This is a genomic window from Nonomuraea sp. NPDC059007 (assembly GCF_042740555.1).
In the GTDB taxonomy this organism is placed as follows: Bacteria; Actinomycetota; Actinomycetes; order Streptosporangiales; family Streptosporangiaceae; genus Nonomuraea.
Window position 1 is genome coordinate 41,688 of record NZ_JBHYJD010000014.1, and the last position, 17,165, is coordinate 58,852.

The window sequence follows — 17,165 nt, forward strand, 5'->3', positions numbered from 1 at the left end:
GCTCTCCGACAGGGAGCGGAGAGTTCCTCGATCATCCGCGCTTGGGCGGCAGGGGGATGAAGCCGCTGGTGCGGCGGACGTAGTCGGCGTACCCCGGCCGGGTGGCCGACAGCCGCCGCTCCAGCAGGGGCTTGCCGGTCTTGGCGAGCAGGAAGTAGGTCATGACGAGCGGAGACAGGAGGGTCAGGACGCCGGGCCAGCGTTCGGCGGCGATGAGGAAGAGTCCCCACCAGATGACGGCGTCGCCGAAGTAGTTGGGGTGGCGTGTGTAACGCCACAGGCCGGTGTCCAGCACGCGTTGCTTGCTCGTGGGGTCGGCGCGGAAGCGGGCCAGTTGCCAGTCGCCCACGGTTTCGAAGACGAACCCGACCAGCCACAGCGCCACGCCCGCCCACCCCAGCCAGCCGACGGGCCCGGTCGTGGTCATGCCGACCTGGACGGGCAGCGAGACGAACAACATGATCAGGCCTTGCGTCACGTAGATCATCCGGAAGGCGTAGGCGTTGCGGCTGCCCGGGGCCTTGGCCAGGAGCGCCTCATAGCGGGGATCTTCGCCGCTGCCGGCGACCCGCCGGCCGAGGTGCAGGGCCAGCCGCAGCCCCCACAGGCAGGTCAGAACGAGCAGCAGGACACGGCGCAGCGGGTCACCACCACCCTGCACGAAAGCCGCCAGCGCGATGACGGCGAAGCCGAGGCCCCAGGCCACATCGATCACGGCGTGCTTGCCCGCCTTGATCGCCACTTCAAAGGTGATGACCATGAGGAGAGCCACCAAGGCCGAACAGGACAGGAATACGCTCATCGGCCTCTCCTGAGCACGATCTGATGGACGTCCATGCGGCCCTGCTCGAAGGCGAGCATGCCGCCGGCCAGGTACAGCTGCCACACGCGGGTGCGTTCGGCGCCGATCAGCGCCCTTGCCTCCCGCAGGTTCGCCTGGAGGCGGTCTTGCCAGGCTTGGATGGTCCGCACGTAGTGGTGGCCGAGCGAGCGGGTGCTCTCCACCGCGAACCCGGCTGCCGCCAGCATCGTCGTGGTCTGCGTCAGTGGTCTCATGTGCATGTCGGGGGCGATGTAGCGTTCGATGAACGGCCCGCCGCCGGGCCGGTGCTCGCGCGACATCTGCTGGATGAGCGCCCTGCCGCCGGGACGCAGCAGCCGGTACAGCGCGGCCGCGTAGCCCGGATAGCCTGCCTGGCCGACGTGCTCGCCCATCTCGATGGAGCAGATCGCGTCGTAGGGGCCGTCGGCGAGGTCGCGGTAGTCCTGCGCCCTGATGTCCACCGGTAGTCCGGCGGCCCGGTCGAGGGCGAACTTCCGCTGGGCAGCCGAGAGCGTGACGCCGACGACCGCCACCCCGCGCTCGCGCGCCGCGTGCAGGGCCAGTGATCCCCAGCCGCAGCCGACGTCGAGGATACGCATACCGGGCCGCAGGTTCAGGTCGTCGCAGACGCGGTCGAGCTTACGGCGTTGCGCCCGCTCCAGATCGTCGCCGGGTTCGAAGACGGCGCACGAGTAGGCCATCGAATCATCCAGGATGAGCTGGTAGAACGCGTTGGACAGGTCGTAGTGGTGGGCGATGGCGGCGCGGTCGCGCCCGCGAGTGTGCGACCGGCCGCGCAACCGTGCCTCCGCGGCCGGGGCAGCGGGCCGGGGGCCGAGCACGCCAGGCAACCGGATCAGCGCCAGCAGGTCGCGCGGGCGGGGGCGGAAGGCGGGAGCGGCGCGTACCTGGCGCAGGGTCTGGGTGAGGTCACCGTGAAAGCGGAGGTGGCCGCTGATGTAGGCCCTGGCCAGGCCGAGCTCGCCCGGAACCCACAGCAGATACCGGGCGGCGAGGGGGCTGCGCAATTCGAGCGCCGGGCCGTCGCCGTGCGTGCTGCCGTCCCAGAACCGGATCGTCACCGGCGGCTTTCCGCCGAAGAGCGCGTCGATGGAGTGTCCCGCCCGGGCCGCGATCGTCGTCAAGGATGTCCCCTTTCCATGGTGAGCTGCCAGACGTCGAGGTAGCCGGAGCGGAATCCGGCTTCGGAATAGGCGAGATAGAACCCCCACATGCGGTGGAAGGTCTCATCGAAGCCGAACTTGGTGATGAGGTCGCGCTGCCGCGTGTACCGCTCGCGCCACAGCCTCAGGGTGTGGGCGTAGTGCTCGCGCAGCGACAGCCGCTCCACGATGTGCAACGGCCCGAGCAGGCTCTCGATCGCGGGGATGGAGGGCAGCATGCCGCCGGGGAAGATGTGCTTCTGCACCCAGGTGTGGGTGCCGAGGGTGGCCAGCATACGGTCGTGCGGCATCGTGATGGCCTGCAGCGCGATCCGGCCGCCCGGGGCCAGGCGCCGTTGGAGCACCGCGAAGTACTCCGGCCAATGCCGGGCGCCGACGGCTTCGATCATCTCGGCGCTGACGATCGCGTCGTACCTGCCGTCGATTTCGCGGTAGTCGCACAGCCGGAAGTCCAGCTTTCCCGGGAATCGGGTGGCGCTCGCTCGTTCGCGGGCCAGTTGCGCCTGCTCCTTCGACAGGGTGATCGAGACCACCTCGGCGCCCCGCCGGGCGGCGCGGATGGCCAGTTCGCCCCAACCGCTGCCGATCTCCAGCAGGCGTGTGCCCGGCCCGACCCTTGCCTGCGTCAGCAGCCGATCGATCTTGCGGTGCTGCGCGGGCGCCAGGTCGGCCCACGTCGCGGCGGCCGGGTCGGCGAACCAGGCCGCGGAGTAGGTCATGCTCTCATCGAGGAAGGCGGCGAACAGCTCGTTGGACAGGTCGTAGTGCCGCGCGATGTTGCGGCGCGCCCCGTCCGGGGTGCCGCGCACGGCCAGCGGAACCCTCGGCAGGGCCAGCCGCCGCAGCCGCTGCAGAGACGGCGGCACGAGCGTGTCGACCTCGCCGGCCAGCGCGGTCAGTACGCCGACGAGGTCGGCGGCGTCCCAGTCTCCTGCCGTGTAGGACTCGCCGAACCCGATCAGCCCATCAGCGCCCACCCGGCGGAAGAACTCGTCGGGCCGATGGAGTCGAAATCCGGCCAGGGCGGGGCCCATGCGGCGGGCGACGTGCAGAAAAAGCTGCCGGGCCACTTGAGCGCGCAACCAGGCGGTCATCGGTTCACTCCTGGTGGCTGGATCGTGAGCCCACGCAGATACAGGCCGATCCCCTGGCGGCGGATGCGAACGCTGGTGAAGACCGGGGCCAGGATGTGCCGCGCCTTCATGGCCGCCACCCTGCGTCCGCGCACACTGGCTGCGAAAGGCGGCCTGCCCTGCCGGTGCAGTGTGACCGTCAAACAGAGCCGCTCATCGGGGATCGGCAGATCGATGCGGTAGAAGCCGTCCACCCCGTTGAAAGGCGAGACACGAAAGTCCTTGGCGACCTCGCGTGCGCCGGGCCGCAGAAGGTAGCGGTGGCACCCGCCGTCGGTGTTGCGCACCTCGGCGACCGTGGCCGCGAGCCGTCCGCCGAAAAAGCACCAATGCACCCGCAAGGGGTCGAAGGCCCAGCCCAGCAGCCGGTGGTGGGCCAGGGTCAGCACCCGGTCGGCGGCCAGCTCGTGGCCGGCCAGGAACGCGTCGAGGTCACCGCGGCCCGCGGGCGGCGCGACCGGCGACCTGCGCGGCCGATCATCAGCGTCCGCCAGGCACAACACGCTGCGGTAGCGGAAGGTGTTGCGCACCGGCTCGGCCCTGGCGTGAGTGATCACGCACTCGTAGAGGATCACCAGTCACCGCCCAGCGCCTGAGCGGCCAGCAGCCCGGAGCGGCAGCCGTCCTCGTGGAAGCCCCAGCCGTGATACGCGCCGGCGAAGGCGATCCGAGCGTCGTTGAGCGAGGGCAGCCGCCGCTGCGCGGCGACCGACTCGGGGGTGTAGGCGGGGTGTTCATAGACCATGCGCGCGATCTGGTGGTGTTCGGCGATGGGTTCACCCAGGCTGACCAGGTACGGCTGGCCCTGCAGGCGGTTCATGTCATAACTCACCCGCACGCCTGGCGTAGCGCCGGATCGGCAGTCCATGCGCAGGTTCCAGGAAGCCCGGGCGTTCACGGTCGTGGGAAGGACCGTGGTGTCGGTGTGCAGGACGGCTTCATTGCGCGAGTAGGTGAAGGCGCCGAGCACCTCGCGCTCGGCGGGCGTCGGCTCGGCCAGCAGGCGCAGCGCCTGGTCGGGATGGGTGGCCACGACCGCGGCCGCGAAGGTGTGCCTGCCGTCGGCGACCAATTCCACGCCCTCGCCCGAACGGCGCAGCCCACGCACCAGGCAGTTCGTCCGCACGGCCGACAACTGCTTGGCAATGTGCTCGACATAAGTGCGCGAACCACCGGCAACGGTGCGCCAGCGCGGAGAGCCGCCCACCGACAGCATGCCGTGGTTACGGAGGAAGGCGAACAAGTAGCGGGCGGGATAGTGCCGGGCCGTGGCCGGTGCACACGACCAGACCGCCGAGATGAGCGGCGTCAGGTAGTGCGCGTCGAAGTAGGGAGAAAAGCCTGCGGCGAACGCGGCGACCGTTCGCTCGTTTCTCGCCGCCAGCTCCCGGCGCGCCGCACGGTGGAAACGCGGCACTTCGCTCAGCATGCGCAAGTACGGCAGCCGGAGGCGGCGCTGGGCGAGCAAACCTGTCAACCCCTTGCCGCCCGCGTACTCCAGTCCGCACCCGGCGCACGTAACGGACAGGCTCATCTCCGATTCGCGAGTCTGCACGCCGAGCTCGCTGAGCAGCCGCGTCAGCAGCGGATAGGTCCGGCGGTTGTGCACGATGAAGCCGCTGTCCACGGCGCCGGTCGGCACGTCGTGGGTATGGGCGTGGCCGCCGAGCCGCTCGTCGGCTTCGAACAGGGTCACGTCGTGCTCGCGTTGCAGCACGTAGGCCGCAGTGAGACCGGCGATGCCGCTGCCGATCACCGCGATCCTGCGTCGTTCCATGATCACTTCCTCAGAAGTCAGTGCGAGGGCGGACGTTGACCTGGGATGGCCGGCTGGGGGGACGAAGGCGGCCCCAACATCGGCCCGTCCGGGAATGCGGGCGCGGGCGGACCCCGATCTCTGCTGACATCCGCGTTTCCTGCTCCGGGGCCGAGCAGCCCCACCCTGCGTGAGCGGACGCGCAGGTCCTGGTCGAACGGCACGACAAAGGCCTTCACATACGCCTATTCGGAGCCAACAGGCCCGCGGTTGCCTTCCAGGAGGAATTTGTTCAGCAGGCTGAGCATCCGCATAATACTCAGCATGCTGAACAATTGGGGTGTGGGCCGGATTCTCGCCGTCGGCGTGCTGGCCGGCGCGGTCATCACCGCCCTGGTCTGGCTGCTCGGCCAGCGCCTGCACGGCGTCACGCTCCTGCCCGACCAGGGTGTGTCCTGGTACTACTGGAAGCTGCCCGAGCCGACCCTGTGGACCCGGCTGTCGGCGTGGCTCCCCTACGCGGCCCACCAGCTCGCCCTGTGGGCCCTCATCTACTACGCGCAAACCAGGGTGCGCCGCTACACGCGCGGCCTGCATCCAGTGAACGTGGTGGCACTCGGCGTCAACGCCGCCTTCATCGCCCTGCACATGGCCCAGACGCAACTGTTCTACGACGGCCTGGCCCAGGACGTGTCCATCTTCAGTTCCCAGGGATCGGTGATCTTGCTGCTGGTGGTCGTCCTGCTCATGGAGAACCACCGACGCGGCATGTTCTTCGGCAAACCGGCCCCGATCGGCGCCCAGGTGGTGCGGTTCGCTCGCCGCTACCACGGCTACCTGTTCAGCTGGGCAGCCGTCTACACCTTCTGGTACCACCCCATGGAGGCCACCAGCGGCCATCTGATCGGCTTCTTCTACATGTTCCTGTTGCTCCTTCAGGGCAGCCTGTTCCTCACCCGCGCCCACACCAACCGGTGGTGGACCCTCACCCTGGAACTGGCCGTCGCCGTCCACGGCACACTCGTCGCCGTCATGACCAGCGGACCGGACGGGGCATGGCCGATGTTCCTGTTCGGTTTCCTCGGCGTCTTCGTCATCACCCAGATGCACGGCGTGGGTCTGACGCGCGGGCTGCGCTGGTCGCTGGGGCTGGCCTACGCCTTCGGCTCCCTCCTGGTGTACGGCTTGCGCCACGACCTGTCCGGCGTGCTGGCCGTGGGCCGGATCCCAGCGATCGAATACCTCGTAGTGGCCGTGCTCGCCGGGATGATCTGGCTCGGAGTGTCGATCGCGAAGAGGCTGCGATCCCCTGAGCCGGTTCACGATCGCGAGGTGGGACAATGAGCGGGTGGCCGACATCGACTCCTGGCCCACCGGCCGGCTGCTGTCGGTGGCCGCACGCCTGGTGGAGGGGCGCTTCCATGAGTTCCTCGCCGCCCACGGACTGACGCACGCCGGCCTGATCGCCCTGCATCACCTGGCCGAAGGGCCGCTCACCCAGCGTGAACTGGCGGGGCTGTGCCGCGTGACCGACCAGACGATGAGCCGGACGATCGAGCACCTGCGGCGCACCGGCTACGTCGCCAAGCAGGCAGACCAGCGCGACCGGCGGCGCGTCTCGGTAACCATCACCGAGGCAGGCACCGCGACCCTGGCACTCGCCCACGAGGCCGAACGCACCTCGGATCAGCTGCTCGGCGCCGTAGACGACTACGAGCAGTTCAGACGGCAGTTGATCAAACTAATCGCCATCGCCTGAGCAGACAGCACCGGTCCGCATTCACCTCTGGTGACTTGCCACAACCTGGAGGCTGGCACGCTGGACGCCTACATCGCCGTGCGGCCGCTGGTGCTGCACTGGCTCATTGACCTGCACAACCGCGAAGACGAACACGGCGCCACCAGCCCCCCGCCATCTCTGGCACCGACCACCTGCTGCACACGTACTAGGGGCCACACACAGCCACTGTGCAGGATCGGACGATCCATCTGGGCAGAGGGCGAGTGCGCACGGTGGCGACGAGAAATAGGGCACCCAGGCTTTGGAAGCTTGAGGGCAGTGGCCGGGGAGGGCGGTGGAGGTTTCATTGCAAGTTGGCGAGGTTGGCGGGCAAGGTGAAACTCGCCCGCCCTGGACTGCGATCAACGGTACGAGAGTGTGTCCCGGCTCAGCATCCGTCGCTGCGCCGACCGTGATCTCAGGAGGCGTGCCATGACTTTGGTCGACAATCCGTTCAGCCCGTCGGCGATGCGCGACAGACTGTCCTGCGTTCGCCGGCCCCCCGTGACGCTGGGGGCGCCGCTGCTGCTCGGGCTTCTCGCGACGAGCGCACCGCTCACGGCCTACGAAAGCGCCGTCGTCGCCGAAGAGGCCATGATGATGAGCGGTGGCTTCCTGGTACGGCTGCGCGGATGGCGTCGCTGGCTGGCACGGATGCTGTACGACTGGCGCTTTGGTGTCAGCACCACCGAGTTCGTCGACCTTGGCGATTTCGGGCTTGAGCATCCTGAACGCGTCTACTATTCCCCCGCCCACTGGGGCACCCTGCGCCGAGCCCTGCCCATCCGAGACATCGATGAGCGCGACGTTTTCCTCGACCTGGGCTCAGGCAAAGGCAGAATGGTTCTGGAGGCCGCCAGCCGATACGCCTTCAAGCGGGTGATCGGCGTCGAGCTCTCACCCGACCTCACCGACATCGCTCGCACCAACCTGGACACGACCACCCTCACGCTGCAGGCTCATGAGATCGAACTGGTGCACTCGGACGTCCTGGACTACGCCATCCCCGACGACGTCAGCGTGGTATTCCTCAACAACCCGTTCACAGGCGAGATCTTCGCCTCCGTCATGAAACAACTGATCGCCTCCGCCGACAGGCACCCACGCCCCATCACCCTGATCTACTTCAACCCCGTTGAGGAGCCCTACCTTCTGGCGACCGGCAGATTCCACCACGTCCGCACAACCATCCCCCGGTGGCGATCACCCGACGGCATTTTCGGCACCACCCGCGTATACACATTGACCTAAAGACGCAAGCCCTTCCGAAGCCTGCACAAGCTCAATCGAGCTCGACGGACGGGACGTGCCAGGCAGGAAGGCAGACCTGGCCCGGATGACTACCGACCGCGTCCCCCACGCGGTGTGGCAAGGGCTGTTCGGCCAGGCTGATGCGCGAGCCAGGCTCAGAGCTTGCAGAAAATCATCTTGTTCGGAGTGGCGCCTGTGCTCGTGGCATAGGTGGTGAGGTCGGCGGCGGTGTCAAGGAGCGGACAGATCGCCCCCCACCACGCGCAGCACCGACTCCGCGGCGAACCAGAGATCGTGCACCGAATCGGCGGACCGTACGTCATCAGAGGCGACCCCTGGTCCCACCCGCCACAACGCGATCCGCCCGCCCGGATGGGCCAGCGCGAAGGAGCGCCCGTCCGGGCTCACGTTGCGGTCGCCGGCACCACGAGTCTGCGTGCGTGATGTCACCGAATACGGCCCGAAAGTCTGGCGAGCCGTCCGACTTGAGGGTGGCGGGTCAAATGCCCCGACGCAGACCTATGGCCTGCAGAACGGCGTCGGCTCCAGCGTCCCCGCCCAGACAGCGGCCAACCTGCCCACGACCAGCACGCCGTTGACGGTCACCACCGCCATCACGGCCCAAGCAGTCGAGCATGTCAAGGTCGCCGACGAGCTCGCCCGGCCACCACGGAAGCAATCCGTTGAGAGCGGTGATGGCCGCGTCGGCTGCGAGGGAGCGTTTGAGCAAGCGTGTCCGGATGGTGTCGGCGTCGGCGTGCTTGAGCGCGTTGGTGACCGCCTCACAGACCACCAGGTACGCCACGGTCTCGACCTATGGCGGGCACGTTGAGCGTGACGGGCACCGGCATGCGGCCGGTCAGCTCGGCCAGCGCCGCCCGCAGGCCGTGCCTGCTCAGCACTTCGGGCGTGTTGCCCTTGGCCAGCGCGCGTAGCTCGTCGATCGCAGCCGACAGCCCGGCTGCCGCATCGGTGAGGACTAGTTGCGCCTCAGGGTCGCCCAGGTCCCGCTGCGCCATCCGCAGGTCGAGGGCGAGCGCGAGCAGCCGTCCCTGGACGCCGTCGTGCAGATCGCGTTCGAGACGCAGGATGTCCTGGGCCCTCACCCCGGGCCTGCTCTTGTCCACACTCTGGCCAGCGAGGCGCGCGGCATGGCTCTGACCGGATCTATGCGCAGCACCAAGGCACGCCGCTTCAGCGGGGCCACCACCAGGCTGGCGAGCACCATGGGCAGGACGGCCCCACCCGCCAGCTCCGCGCCGAGCACCGCACTGGCGGCCACGACGACCAGCCCGAACAACACACCGACGACCCCGCCCAGGACGGCCACCAGCCGCGGGGCCGCCGCGGCGGCCCCCGGGTCGAAGCGCCACGACCGCGAAGGACGGGCCCAGCGGGAACGGCCCGCAGAACGCCACCACCAGCATCGCCTCCCCGGCCGTCACCGACATGATCCCGAACGCGGCGGTTGGTGTTGAGGCAAGGGTCGGACTCGGTCTCGATGGCTGGCCTGTCGAGGTCCTCTTCAGCGACGTTTCGGGAGGTGTGCCGTGGCCAGCCAGCCGCGGCCGGCGTCGGCGCGGGCGGGATCGAACGCGGGTGGAATCGGGCGTTCGCAGGCCGCCGCGGCCTCGGCGATGTCGGTCACGGTGGGTTGCCAGCCGCGGCGGGTAAGCCAGGCATTGAGGTTCTCGGTGGGGCCGCCGCGCCACAGGTCGACGAGCTCGGCGGAGATGTTCGCGCGGGCGCCGCGGAGCAGTTCGGAGTCCTTCATGTGGTCCAGGGCGAGCATGCTTGCCGGGGCGGAGAGGGTGGTGATCTGGTCGAGGAGCAGGTCGGCGGCTTCGGGCGGGAGCGCGTACAGGATGCCCTCGGCCAGCCAGGCGGCCGGCCGCCCCGGATCGAAGCCGGACTCCGTCAGCGCGCGCGGCCAATCCTGGCGCAGGTCGGTGGCGACCTCGACGCGATGGCACGCGGCGGTGGCGCCGCGGCCGTCGAGTACGGCTGCCTTGAATGCGAGTACGTCGGCGAAGTCCAGCTCGAAGACCTTGGTGCCGGGCGGCCAGGTGAGCCGGAACGCGCGGGTATCCATGCCGCACGCCAGCAGGACCACCTGCTCGCATCCTCGTCCGGCGGCATCCAGTAGCGCGCGATCGAGGAACTGGGTGCGAATGGCGACCTGCTCGGCCATGATCTGCAGGAAACGTGCGGTCGCCGGAGAAGGCCCGGCGGCCCAAGGGGTGAACGCCGGATCGACGGCCTGGAGGAAGTGCCGCGCGTAGGGGTCGTCGAACAGCCGGTCCGGTCGGCTGCTTTCCTGGGCGCGCAGGAGTGCCACGCCCAAGGCGGTCGCGCCGATTCCGGCCAGGCTTTTAGGGGCGGTCGGTTCTTGTGTCACGGGGTGTCCAGCTCCTCGTCTTGTCGGCAGGCGGCGCCCAGGGCACGGAAGTAGTCGTTCACGGGTGTGAGGTCGACGTTGTCGCCGCGGAAGCCGACGTACTTGTCCGGGCGGATCAGGTACAGGCTGGGGCGGCGCACGCCGTAACGGTTGTGCGCCTCGCTGCGCAGGTCGGCGAAGACTCCGTCCAGGGGGTCGTGCGGCAGGTGGCCGCGGGTGATGACATGGACCTCGCCGTGCCCGTCCATCACCTCGCGTGCGGGGGCCTGCCAGGCGGCCAGGGTGGCGGAGTCCGTCTCGTCGGCCGCGAACAAGATGAGGTGGTGGCCCGGCGTCCGCAGGATGTGGCGGAGCGCCACCGGTCCCTCATGGTTCTCGACGTAGGCGTCCCGTACCAGCTCGCCGGCTTCGGGTCCGGTGCCGGCGACGTCGCTCCACGCTCTGGCTGGTGATTCGTGCCAGCGTTCGAAGACGAGGGGGCTGTCGCGGTAGTGGACGAGGTGTTCGCCGAAGGCGTTCGACAGCCGTTGCTGCACGGGATTGAGCCGGCCGAACAGGCGCAGCGCGTGCCGCCTGGCCCTGCGGGCGACCAGCGTGCTGCCGGTGGCGATCTTCGTGGTGGTCGAGGTCGCCTCGACCACGGCCTTGATCACGGGCCGGCGTTCGGCCTGATAGCTGTCCAGAAGGGACTCCTCGGCGCGCCCGGCGACGACGAGCGCGAGTTTCCAGCCCAGGTTGTAGGCGTCCTGCATGCCCGTGTTCATGCCCTGACCGCCCACCGGGCTGTGGCTGTGCGCGGCGTCGCCGGCCAGGAGGATCCGGCCCTGGCGAAGCCGGTCGGCCAGGCTTTCGCGGGCCACGAACGACGAACTCCACTGCAGATCGTGTACGCGGGGGTCCAGGGGTGTGCGTTCGGCGACATAGGCGGCGAAGTCGTCCAGTCCTGGAGTTGGTGGCGGCCGGTCGTCCGGCGTGCTGGCCAGGATGCGCCAGTAGCCCCCGATCATGGGGAAGACGGCCACGAGGCCGGACTTGTCGAAGTAGACATGGAAGCGGTCGCGCGTGAGCGGCCAGTCCACGGCGACGTCGCCCAGGATGAACCCCCGCTTCAGGTCGGCCGTCTGCCGGGTGATTCCCGCCGTCTCGCGCACGGTGCTGTGGGCCCCGTCGGCGCCGATCAGCCACCCGGTTTCGCACCGTTCGCCGCGTCCGTCCTCGTGGGTGAGTTCCACGCCGACGCACTTTTCGCCGGCCCGCAGCCCGACCAGGCGGGTGCCCCATTCGACGGTGACTCCTAGCTCCTGCGCGCGCTCGCGCAGCAGCGCGACCGTCTGCCACTGCGGGATGCACAGGTCCAGCGGGAACGGGGAGTCGACGGCTGTCACGTCCATCTCGGCCAGAGCCGTCGTGCCCTGGTAGAAGTTCAGCGTGTGCAGGGGAACGCCTCGTTCGATGGCGGCCTGGGCCAGCCCGAGATCGTCCAGCATCTCCAGCGATCTGGCCACGATCGACACCGCCCGGCTCTCCCGGTGGTCCGCCCGCCCGGCGTCGATGATCCGTGGGATCACTCCCCGCCGTGCCAGGTCGATGGCCAGCACCAGGCCGGTCGGCCCCGCGCCGACGATGAGAACGTCCGCTTTCGTGGTCACAAACCCACCCTCTTAGAACGAATGATCGTTCTTTTTAGAAGAGCACGATTGTGCTGCGACCGTCAAGAGCGAATGTTCGTTCTCTATTGAACGGCTTGCGCGGGCGCCGACATCAGGGCTCGCATGCCGTTCCTGAAGGCCACCGAATCCGCGTAGCCGTACACCGCGCGGCGTACCAGGAACCCGTCGACCAGAGCCATCAGCACATCGGCCACGTGCTCGGCAGGGACGTCAGCGGGAAGCAGCCCGCCCTGCTGATGCCGCGCCACGAGGCCGCCGACCACACCGCGGGCCTCCGCCATGACCTCCTTCAACTTCGTGCCCAGCGACGGCGATCGCAGCGCCTCCGACCAGACCTGAACCAGCAGCTGGGCCGACTCCTGCGATCCGGACAGCGGCGGGCGCTCGACCCCCAGCACCAGATCGACGATGTTGTCCAGATCCGGCGGCCGCGCGCCGTCGTCCGCCTCGAACGCCGAGGCGACCTCGGCCAGCGCCTCGGCCGCGGTCGCCGCGATGATGTCATCCTTGCTCTTGAAATAGCGATAGACGGCCCCGGCCGACAACTCGGCCTCGGTCAGCACGTCCTGCATGGACGTGGCGTGGAAGCCGTTGCGGATGAAGCAGTGCCGGGCGGCGTCCAGGATCTGGCGGCGGCGGGCTTCGAGGTGCTCCTTGGGCATGCGTGCCATGGGATCCAACGTAGAACGAACGTTCGCCCTTGACAAACTCGCTCTTCCAAGAATAGAGAAGGAACGTTCGCTTTCTTTGCCATGAAGGGTTGTGCCATGTCGTTTGCCGCCAACACCTTGAGCGCGCTGGTCGCTCTCGTCTTCCTGCTTGCCGGTGCACAAAAGGTCCGGCTCCAGCCTTCGGTGACAGCCAACCTGGTGAGACTAGGGGTCGGCCCGACGATGACCCGATCGATCGGCACCCTGGAAATCGCCGGCGCGCTCGGGCTCGCCGCCGGCCTCTGGTTCAAGCCGCTCGCCGTCGCGGCTGCGGCCGGTCTCACGCTGCTGTTGATCGGCGCCGTGGGATTCCACCTCCGCGCCCGCGACTTCGCGCACCGGCGCCACCGCTCCCACGCCGTGGCGCCCGTGGTACTGGCCGTGGTCACCACAACAACCATGGCCTTGTTGCTCACGACTTCATGAGCGAAGAGCGCGGTGACAGCGCCTGTGCCCGCTGTGATCCTTCTCCCATCCACTTGACTGTAGCGGCACTACAAAAACATTCTTGTAGTCGGACTACAAAATGAGGTGCGATGGACAGACGCGAAAGCATCAAGGTGCGCGCCCTAGTCGCCGCAGGCAAGGAGGCGCTTTCCGCGCCTGCGAGGCTCCGGTTCGGCGGCGACGGGTTCGCCGTGACCGTCACCTCGGGCGCCGCCGCACTGCCCGTCCGCGACCTGCCCGCACTACCACCCGGCGTCCGGCACATCGAACGCCTGGTGAACCAGGTCGCGTCCCTGACCGAACTCGCCATCGGCAGGTTCGATCTCCCCCTAGACGATGTAAGAGAAGGCCGTTGACGCCCACCAGCCTGCCGGTCCGGCCATTCGCGCGGGTGCCGGCTCCCGACCTCGCCAGAGGAGCCATGCTCCTGCTCATCGCCATCGCCAACACCCCCTGGTACCTGTGGGGCAGGCAACTACGCCCCAGCACCATCCATCCGCCGGGCGGCTCGACGCTGGATCGGGGTGTCCAGGTGGCGAGCATCGTCGCGGTGGATTTCCGCGTCTACCCGATGTTCGCCTTCCTTTTCGGGTACGGCATGGTGCAGCTCCTGACCCGTCAGCAGGCGGCCGGGCAGGATCGGCTGAGCGTGCTGGCACAGTTGCGACGCCGCGGCTTGTGGCTCCTGGTGTTCGGGTTCGTCCATGCCGCGTTGTTGTGGCAGGGCGACATCCTGGGCGCATACGGCCTGGCAGGCATCCTTCTCGCCAGGCTCTTCCTCCACCGCGCAAACCGCACGCTTCTGACCTGGGCGGTGATCGGCGCCGCGCTGCTGGTACTGGCGACCGTCGCCGCAATCGCGGCGGCATACGCGGCACCCGTGGCGCCTGAGATCATCACGTACCTGCCCCTCGGCGCCGCCCCAGCCGGTCAGAGCGACCCGTTCGCCGCAGTCGCGGACCGTCTTGCCTTCTGGCCGGTCGTCACCCTCGGCCAGGGACTCTTCGCTCTGGCCCTGCCCATCTCCATCGTGCTCGGCTTCTGGGCCGCCCGGCTACGGATTCTGGAAGAGCCGGCCCGGCACCTTCCGTTGCTCCGGCGGGTCGCGGTCATCGGCGTGGCAACGGGCTTGCTGGGCGGACTCCCCCACGCCGCGGCGGTCATGGGATGGCTGACGGTCCCGCACGGGTCGATGTTCGTCTTCGAGGTCACCCAGATGACCACAGGACTTCCCGCCGGGCTCGGGTACGCGGCGCTCTTCGGCTTGCTCGGGCACCGGATCACCGGGCGGAGTCCTGGGCTGGTCGCCACAGTCGTCACCGCTGTTGGGAAGCGATCGCTGTCCGCCTATCTCGCCCAGTCGCTCCTCTGCGCTCCCGTGCTCGCCGCATGGGGGCTCGGCCTCGGTGCCCACCTGCACAGTGCCGCCATGGCCGGCTACGCCGTAGGCGTATGGCTGATCACGGCAGCGGGAGCGTGGGCCCTGGAGCGGCGCAAGCTCCCAGGGCCAGCCGAGATCGTACTGCGCCGGCTCACCGCCCCCCGAACATGATCTCCGTATCACCGGAGCTCTCGTACAACAGAAGGTCATCTACAGCCTGACAGAACAGGCGATCCAGCTTGTGCTCGGCGCCCGGGAAACCCGAAACCTCCCGGTGACCGAGCAGTACGCCGCCCGCGGACGGCTGGACTCTCCCACATGGGGAGGCCCCACGCTGGGGGCATGGACGAGGAGCTGTTGCCGATCGGGTCTCACCGTCAGCGCGCGGGCGCTGCTGTCCTGGCGCGCTGAGCGTCGCTCTCTTGTCGGCGAGTTCGATCCGCGAGGTGCAGGTGTCCGACCCGGCAACCACCCCGTCCGACTGATGATTCCTTTGGAGGAGCCATGACACCGCAATTGGTCCACCGCGACCCCGTCACCTGCCTCAACGTCACCGGCATGGGCGAGCCCGGCGGCGCCGAGCACGTCTCGGCCATCGGCGCCCTGTACGCCGTGGCCTCCGTCATGGGCGGCCCCGCAGGCCCGCTGGAGGGCCCGTTGGTGGGTGGAGGACACCTCTCGGCCGCCACTGGAGGTGCCGCGCGATCAGTGGCGGTGGCATCTGCTGCTGCCGCTGCCCGACGTACCCAAGCCGGGGGTGGCCGAAGCGGCCCGTGAGCAGGCACGCGCATCCGGCGCAGCCGTCGACCGCGTCCAGGTTGTCACCTTCGCCGAGGGCGAGTGCGTGGAACTGCTCCACGAAGGGCCCTACAGCGAAGAGAAGGCGTCACTCGACGTGATGGACGCCTACATGGACGAGCACGGTCTGGTGCGCAACGGCCTGCACCACGAGATCTACCTGACCGATTTCACCGACCCTGAGCCCAAGACGATGCTCAGGCAGCCGGTGGCACGCCCTCCAAAGGGTCAGCACCGCCCGTATGGGCAGGTCCGCTGTCCGGTCAACCCCGTGGCGCAACACGTGACCTGATCAACGCTCCTGATCTTGATGTCCTCTGGCACGGGAGTGAGGTCTTGCTGCGGAGCGGGGCTCAGATACTCCTGGACCCAAAGGACACGCGCCATGCCCTCAGGGTTATGTCCTGCTACCAGGTGACCGGGAGTTCGTGGACACCGTAGACGACGGCGTCGGTCTTGAAGGCAATCTCCTCTGTCGGTACGGCCAGCCGCAGCGTGGGGATGCGGCGGAACAGCGAGTCGAAGACGATCTGCAGTTCCATCCGGGCCAGGTTCTGGCCGAGACACTGGTGGGGACCGAATCCGAAGGCGAGGTGGTGGCGGGCGCCGCGCTCGATGTCCAGTTTGGCCGGGTCCTTGAACGCCACCGGGTCCCATCCGGCAGACAGGGTCGAGACGACGACGCCCTCGCCGGCCTTGATGCTCACTCCGCCGATCCGCACGTCCTCGGTGGCCACCCGGGCAGTGACCCCGTCGACGATGCTGAAATAGCGCAGCAGTTCCTCCACGGCTGTGGGTGTCTTGTCCGGATCGGCGGTGATCAGGGCTAGTTGCTCCGGATGGGTGAGCAGCGCGAGCACGCCGAGCGAGATCATGTTCGCGGTGGTCTCGTGTCCGGCGGTCAGCAGCAGGAAGGCCAGGCTGACCAGGCTCGTGTGGTCGACGGCGCCGCCTTCCTGGCGTTGCCGGGCGATCTGCCGGCTGAGCAGGTCGTCGCCGGGTTCGGACTCTTTGCGGGTGACCAGGTCGTCGAAGTAGGCACGCAGGTCGGCGAAGGCTTGCGGGCGGTCTTCCAGCGCGGTCGCGCTCACCATCGCGGCGGTGCGGTTCTGGAAGAAGTCATGGTCGGTGTAGGGGACGCCGAGCAGTTCGCAGATCACCAGGGAGGGCACCGGCAGGGACAGCGCCTGGACCAGGTCGATCGGGTGCCGGTCGGCGGTGAGCATGTTGTCGATGAAGTGGTCGACGATGTCCTGGATGTGCGGGCGCAGCGCGGCCAGTCGTTTCGCGGTGAACTCGCTGATCACCGGGCGGCGGGCCGCGGAGTGTTCTGCGCCGTCCATGCCGAGCATCACCGGCGGCTGGATGCGCACCATTTGCAGGGTCGCCGCGTCGAGGGCGTAGAGCGGGTAGCCGTCGGTACGCCGATCGGCGGAGAAGCGGGGGTCGGCGAGAACGGCACGGGCCGCCTCCTGACCGGCCACCCACCACGCCTCGCCGCCGCTGGTCAGGCGGACCTTGCTGATCGGGCCTTGTTCGCGCAGCCGTTCGTAGGCGGCCGGCGGGGCGAACGGGCACCCACGCTCAACCGGCACAGCGCTGTTCGTCATAAGGACCTCCTGGCTAACTATTTGGCTGAGCATGTTCGGGGACAGCCGGCGTTCATCGCAGGGGGAGGGGGGTGATGCGGGCCACCTTGTCGGCGCCGACGATCGGCCGCGGCGAGGTCCCTGGACGTCCCTGGGCATGTCCATGGTGGCCAGCAGGAGGCTCGGTGAAGGGCATGGTCGCCCTCATGCGGTCCTTCCGGGGTGTGTGGCTGACCCCGGCCGGT

The 17,165-nt window shown here is 68.6% G+C and carries 19 protein-coding genes; 7 read left to right on the top strand and 12 right to left on the bottom strand.

Annotated features, from left to right (window positions below):
• Window positions 1-31: 31 nt before the first annotated feature.
• The 5 genes from ACFWY5_RS23900 to ACFWY5_RS23920 are packed head-to-tail and all read right to left on the bottom strand — an operon-like array spanning window position 32 to window position 4,917.
• Window positions 32-802 (bottom strand): DUF1295 domain-containing protein, encoded by a 771-nt coding sequence (locus tag ACFWY5_RS23900; protein WP_379634398.1) that lies wholly within the window; start codon window positions 800-802, stop codon window positions 32-34.
• Entirely contained in the window at window positions 799-1,968 is a 1,170-nt protein-coding gene (locus tag ACFWY5_RS23905) for a class I SAM-dependent methyltransferase (RefSeq protein ID WP_379634400.1), read from the bottom strand. Before ACFWY5_RS23905 ends, ACFWY5_RS23900 begins: the two co-directional genes overlap by 4 nt.
• Window positions 1,965-3,101, bottom strand: coding sequence for a class I SAM-dependent methyltransferase (locus tag ACFWY5_RS23910; protein ID WP_379634402.1), 1,137 nt, complete (start codon window positions 3,099-3,101; stop codon window positions 1,965-1,967). The genes ACFWY5_RS23905 and ACFWY5_RS23910 overlap by 4 nt, the downstream gene beginning before the upstream one ends.
• Window positions 3,098-3,715, bottom strand: a complete 618-nt coding sequence (locus ACFWY5_RS23915; protein WP_379634404.1) for a DUF1365 family protein — start codon at window positions 3,713-3,715, stop codon at window positions 3,098-3,100. Before ACFWY5_RS23915 ends, ACFWY5_RS23910 begins: the two co-directional genes overlap by 4 nt.
• Window positions 3,712-4,917 (bottom strand): NAD(P)/FAD-dependent oxidoreductase, encoded by a 1,206-nt coding sequence (locus tag ACFWY5_RS23920; RefSeq protein ID WP_379634406.1) that lies wholly within the window; start codon window positions 4,915-4,917, stop codon window positions 3,712-3,714. The genes ACFWY5_RS23915 and ACFWY5_RS23920 overlap by 4 nt, the downstream gene beginning before the upstream one ends.
• A 303-nt stretch (window positions 4,918-5,220) precedes the next feature.
• Here ACFWY5_RS23920 and ACFWY5_RS23925 point away from each other — a divergent pair, with 303 nt between their 5' ends.
• From ACFWY5_RS23925 to ACFWY5_RS23935, 3 genes are all read left to right on the top strand, one after another.
• Window positions 5,221-6,240 carry a hypothetical protein gene (locus tag ACFWY5_RS23925; RefSeq protein WP_379634408.1) on the top strand — a complete coding sequence of 340 codons (1,020 nt, stop codon included), beginning with the start codon at window positions 5,221-5,223 and terminating at the stop codon, window positions 6,238-6,240.
• Window positions 6,241-6,244: 4 nt separating this feature from the next.
• Window positions 6,245-6,655, top strand: coding sequence for a MarR family winged helix-turn-helix transcriptional regulator (locus tag ACFWY5_RS23930; RefSeq protein ID WP_379634410.1), 411 nt, complete (start codon window positions 6,245-6,247; stop codon window positions 6,653-6,655).
• Window positions 6,656-7,108: 453 nt separating this feature from the next.
• Window positions 7,109-7,927 (top strand): methyltransferase domain-containing protein, encoded by an 819-nt coding sequence (locus ACFWY5_RS23935; protein WP_379616257.1) that lies wholly within the window; start codon window positions 7,109-7,111, stop codon window positions 7,925-7,927.
• A 499-nt stretch (window positions 7,928-8,426) separates the two neighbouring features.
• On the opposite strand, the gene ACFWY5_RS23940 is transcribed toward ACFWY5_RS23935, so the two are convergent.
• The 6 genes from ACFWY5_RS23940 to ACFWY5_RS23965 form a co-directional block, all read right to left on the bottom strand.
• A complete protein-coding gene (locus ACFWY5_RS23940; RefSeq protein WP_379634412.1) occupies window positions 8,427-8,732 on the bottom strand; it encodes a hypothetical protein in 306 nt (101 codons plus the stop codon).
• Window positions 8,710-9,033: a histidine kinase gene (locus ACFWY5_RS23945; protein ID WP_379634414.1), complete on the bottom strand. Its 324-nt coding sequence runs from the start codon at window positions 9,031-9,033 to the stop codon at window positions 8,710-8,712. Before ACFWY5_RS23945 ends, ACFWY5_RS23940 begins: the two co-directional genes overlap by 23 nt.
• Window positions 9,030-9,257, bottom strand: coding sequence for a hypothetical protein (locus tag ACFWY5_RS23950; RefSeq protein WP_379634416.1), 228 nt, complete (start codon window positions 9,255-9,257; stop codon window positions 9,030-9,032). The genes ACFWY5_RS23945 and ACFWY5_RS23950 overlap by 4 nt, the downstream gene beginning before the upstream one ends.
• Window positions 9,258-9,452: 195 nt before the next feature.
• Window positions 9,453-10,325, bottom strand: coding sequence for an SAM-dependent methyltransferase (locus ACFWY5_RS23955; RefSeq protein ID WP_379634418.1), 873 nt, complete (start codon window positions 10,323-10,325; stop codon window positions 9,453-9,455).
• Complete coding sequence (locus tag ACFWY5_RS23960) at window positions 10,322-11,974, bottom strand: FAD-dependent monooxygenase (RefSeq protein WP_379634419.1); 1,653 nt, start codon at window positions 11,972-11,974, stop codon at window positions 10,322-10,324. Before ACFWY5_RS23960 ends, ACFWY5_RS23955 begins: the two co-directional genes overlap by 4 nt.
• Window positions 11,975-12,057: 83 nt before the next feature.
• Window positions 12,058-12,666: a TetR/AcrR family transcriptional regulator gene (locus ACFWY5_RS23965; protein ID WP_379634421.1), complete on the bottom strand. Its 609-nt coding sequence runs from the start codon at window positions 12,664-12,666 to the stop codon at window positions 12,058-12,060.
• A 96-nt stretch (window positions 12,667-12,762) separates the two neighbouring features.
• On the opposite strand from ACFWY5_RS23965, the gene ACFWY5_RS23970 reads away from it, so the two are divergent.
• The 4 genes from ACFWY5_RS23970 (at window position 12,763) to ACFWY5_RS23985 (ending at window position 15,623) form a co-directional block, all read left to right on the top strand.
• Complete coding sequence (locus ACFWY5_RS23970) at window positions 12,763-13,131, top strand: DoxX family protein (RefSeq protein ID WP_379616269.1); 369 nt, start codon at window positions 12,763-12,765, stop codon at window positions 13,129-13,131.
• Between the two features lie 110 nt (window positions 13,132-13,241).
• A complete protein-coding gene (locus ACFWY5_RS23975; RefSeq protein WP_379634423.1) occupies window positions 13,242-13,508 on the top strand; it encodes a hypothetical protein in 267 nt (88 codons plus the stop codon).
• Window positions 13,505-14,704: a DUF418 domain-containing protein gene (locus ACFWY5_RS23980; protein ID WP_379634424.1), complete on the top strand. Its 1,200-nt coding sequence runs from the start codon at window positions 13,505-13,507 to the stop codon at window positions 14,702-14,704. Before ACFWY5_RS23975 ends, ACFWY5_RS23980 begins: the two co-directional genes overlap by 4 nt.
• Before the next feature lie 493 nt (window positions 14,705-15,197).
• Window positions 15,198-15,623 (top strand): GyrI-like domain-containing protein, encoded by a 426-nt coding sequence (locus ACFWY5_RS23985; RefSeq protein WP_379634427.1) that lies wholly within the window; start codon window positions 15,198-15,200, stop codon window positions 15,621-15,623.
• A gap of 115 nt (window positions 15,624-15,738) precedes the next feature.
• On the opposite strand, the gene ACFWY5_RS23990 is transcribed toward ACFWY5_RS23985, so the two are convergent.
• The gene (locus ACFWY5_RS23990; RefSeq protein ID WP_379634429.1) at window positions 15,739-16,941 is read right to left on the bottom strand and encodes a cytochrome P450; all 1,203 of its coding nucleotides are present in this window, start codon (window positions 16,939-16,941) and stop codon (window positions 15,739-15,741) included.
• Between the last annotated feature and the right edge of the window lie 224 nt (window positions 16,942-17,165).

Excerpts from the sequence above, each read along its gene's own strand:
- ACFWY5_RS23900 (WP_379634398.1), bottom strand. The coding sequence starts at position 802 with ATGAGCGTATTCCTGTCCTGTTCGGCCTTGGTGGCTCTCCTCATGGTC.
- ACFWY5_RS23910 (WP_379634402.1), bottom strand. The coding sequence starts at position 3,101 with ATGACCGCCTGGTTGCGCGCTCAAGTGGCCCGGCAGCTTTTTCTGCAC.
- ACFWY5_RS23920 (WP_379634406.1), bottom strand. The coding sequence starts at position 4,917 with ATGGAACGACGCAGGATCGCGGTGATCGGCAGCGGCATCGCCGGTCTC.
- ACFWY5_RS23925 (WP_379634408.1), top strand. The coding sequence starts at position 5,221 with ATGCTGAACAATTGGGGTGTGGGCCGGATTCTCGCCGTCGGCGTGCTG.
- ACFWY5_RS23935 (WP_379616257.1), top strand. The coding sequence starts at position 7,109 with ATGACTTTGGTCGACAATCCGTTCAGCCCGTCGGCGATGCGCGACAGA.
- ACFWY5_RS23965 (WP_379634421.1), bottom strand. The coding sequence starts at position 12,666 with ATGGCACGCATGCCCAAGGAGCACCTCGAAGCCCGCCGCCGCCAGATC.
- ACFWY5_RS23970 (WP_379616269.1), top strand. The coding sequence starts at position 12,763 with ATGTCGTTTGCCGCCAACACCTTGAGCGCGCTGGTCGCTCTCGTCTTC.
- ACFWY5_RS23975 (WP_379634423.1), top strand. The coding sequence starts at position 13,242 with ATGGACAGACGCGAAAGCATCAAGGTGCGCGCCCTAGTCGCCGCAGGC.
- ACFWY5_RS23990 (WP_379634429.1), bottom strand. The coding sequence starts at position 16,941 with ATGACGAACAGCGCTGTGCCGGTTGAGCGTGGGTGCCCGTTCGCCCCG.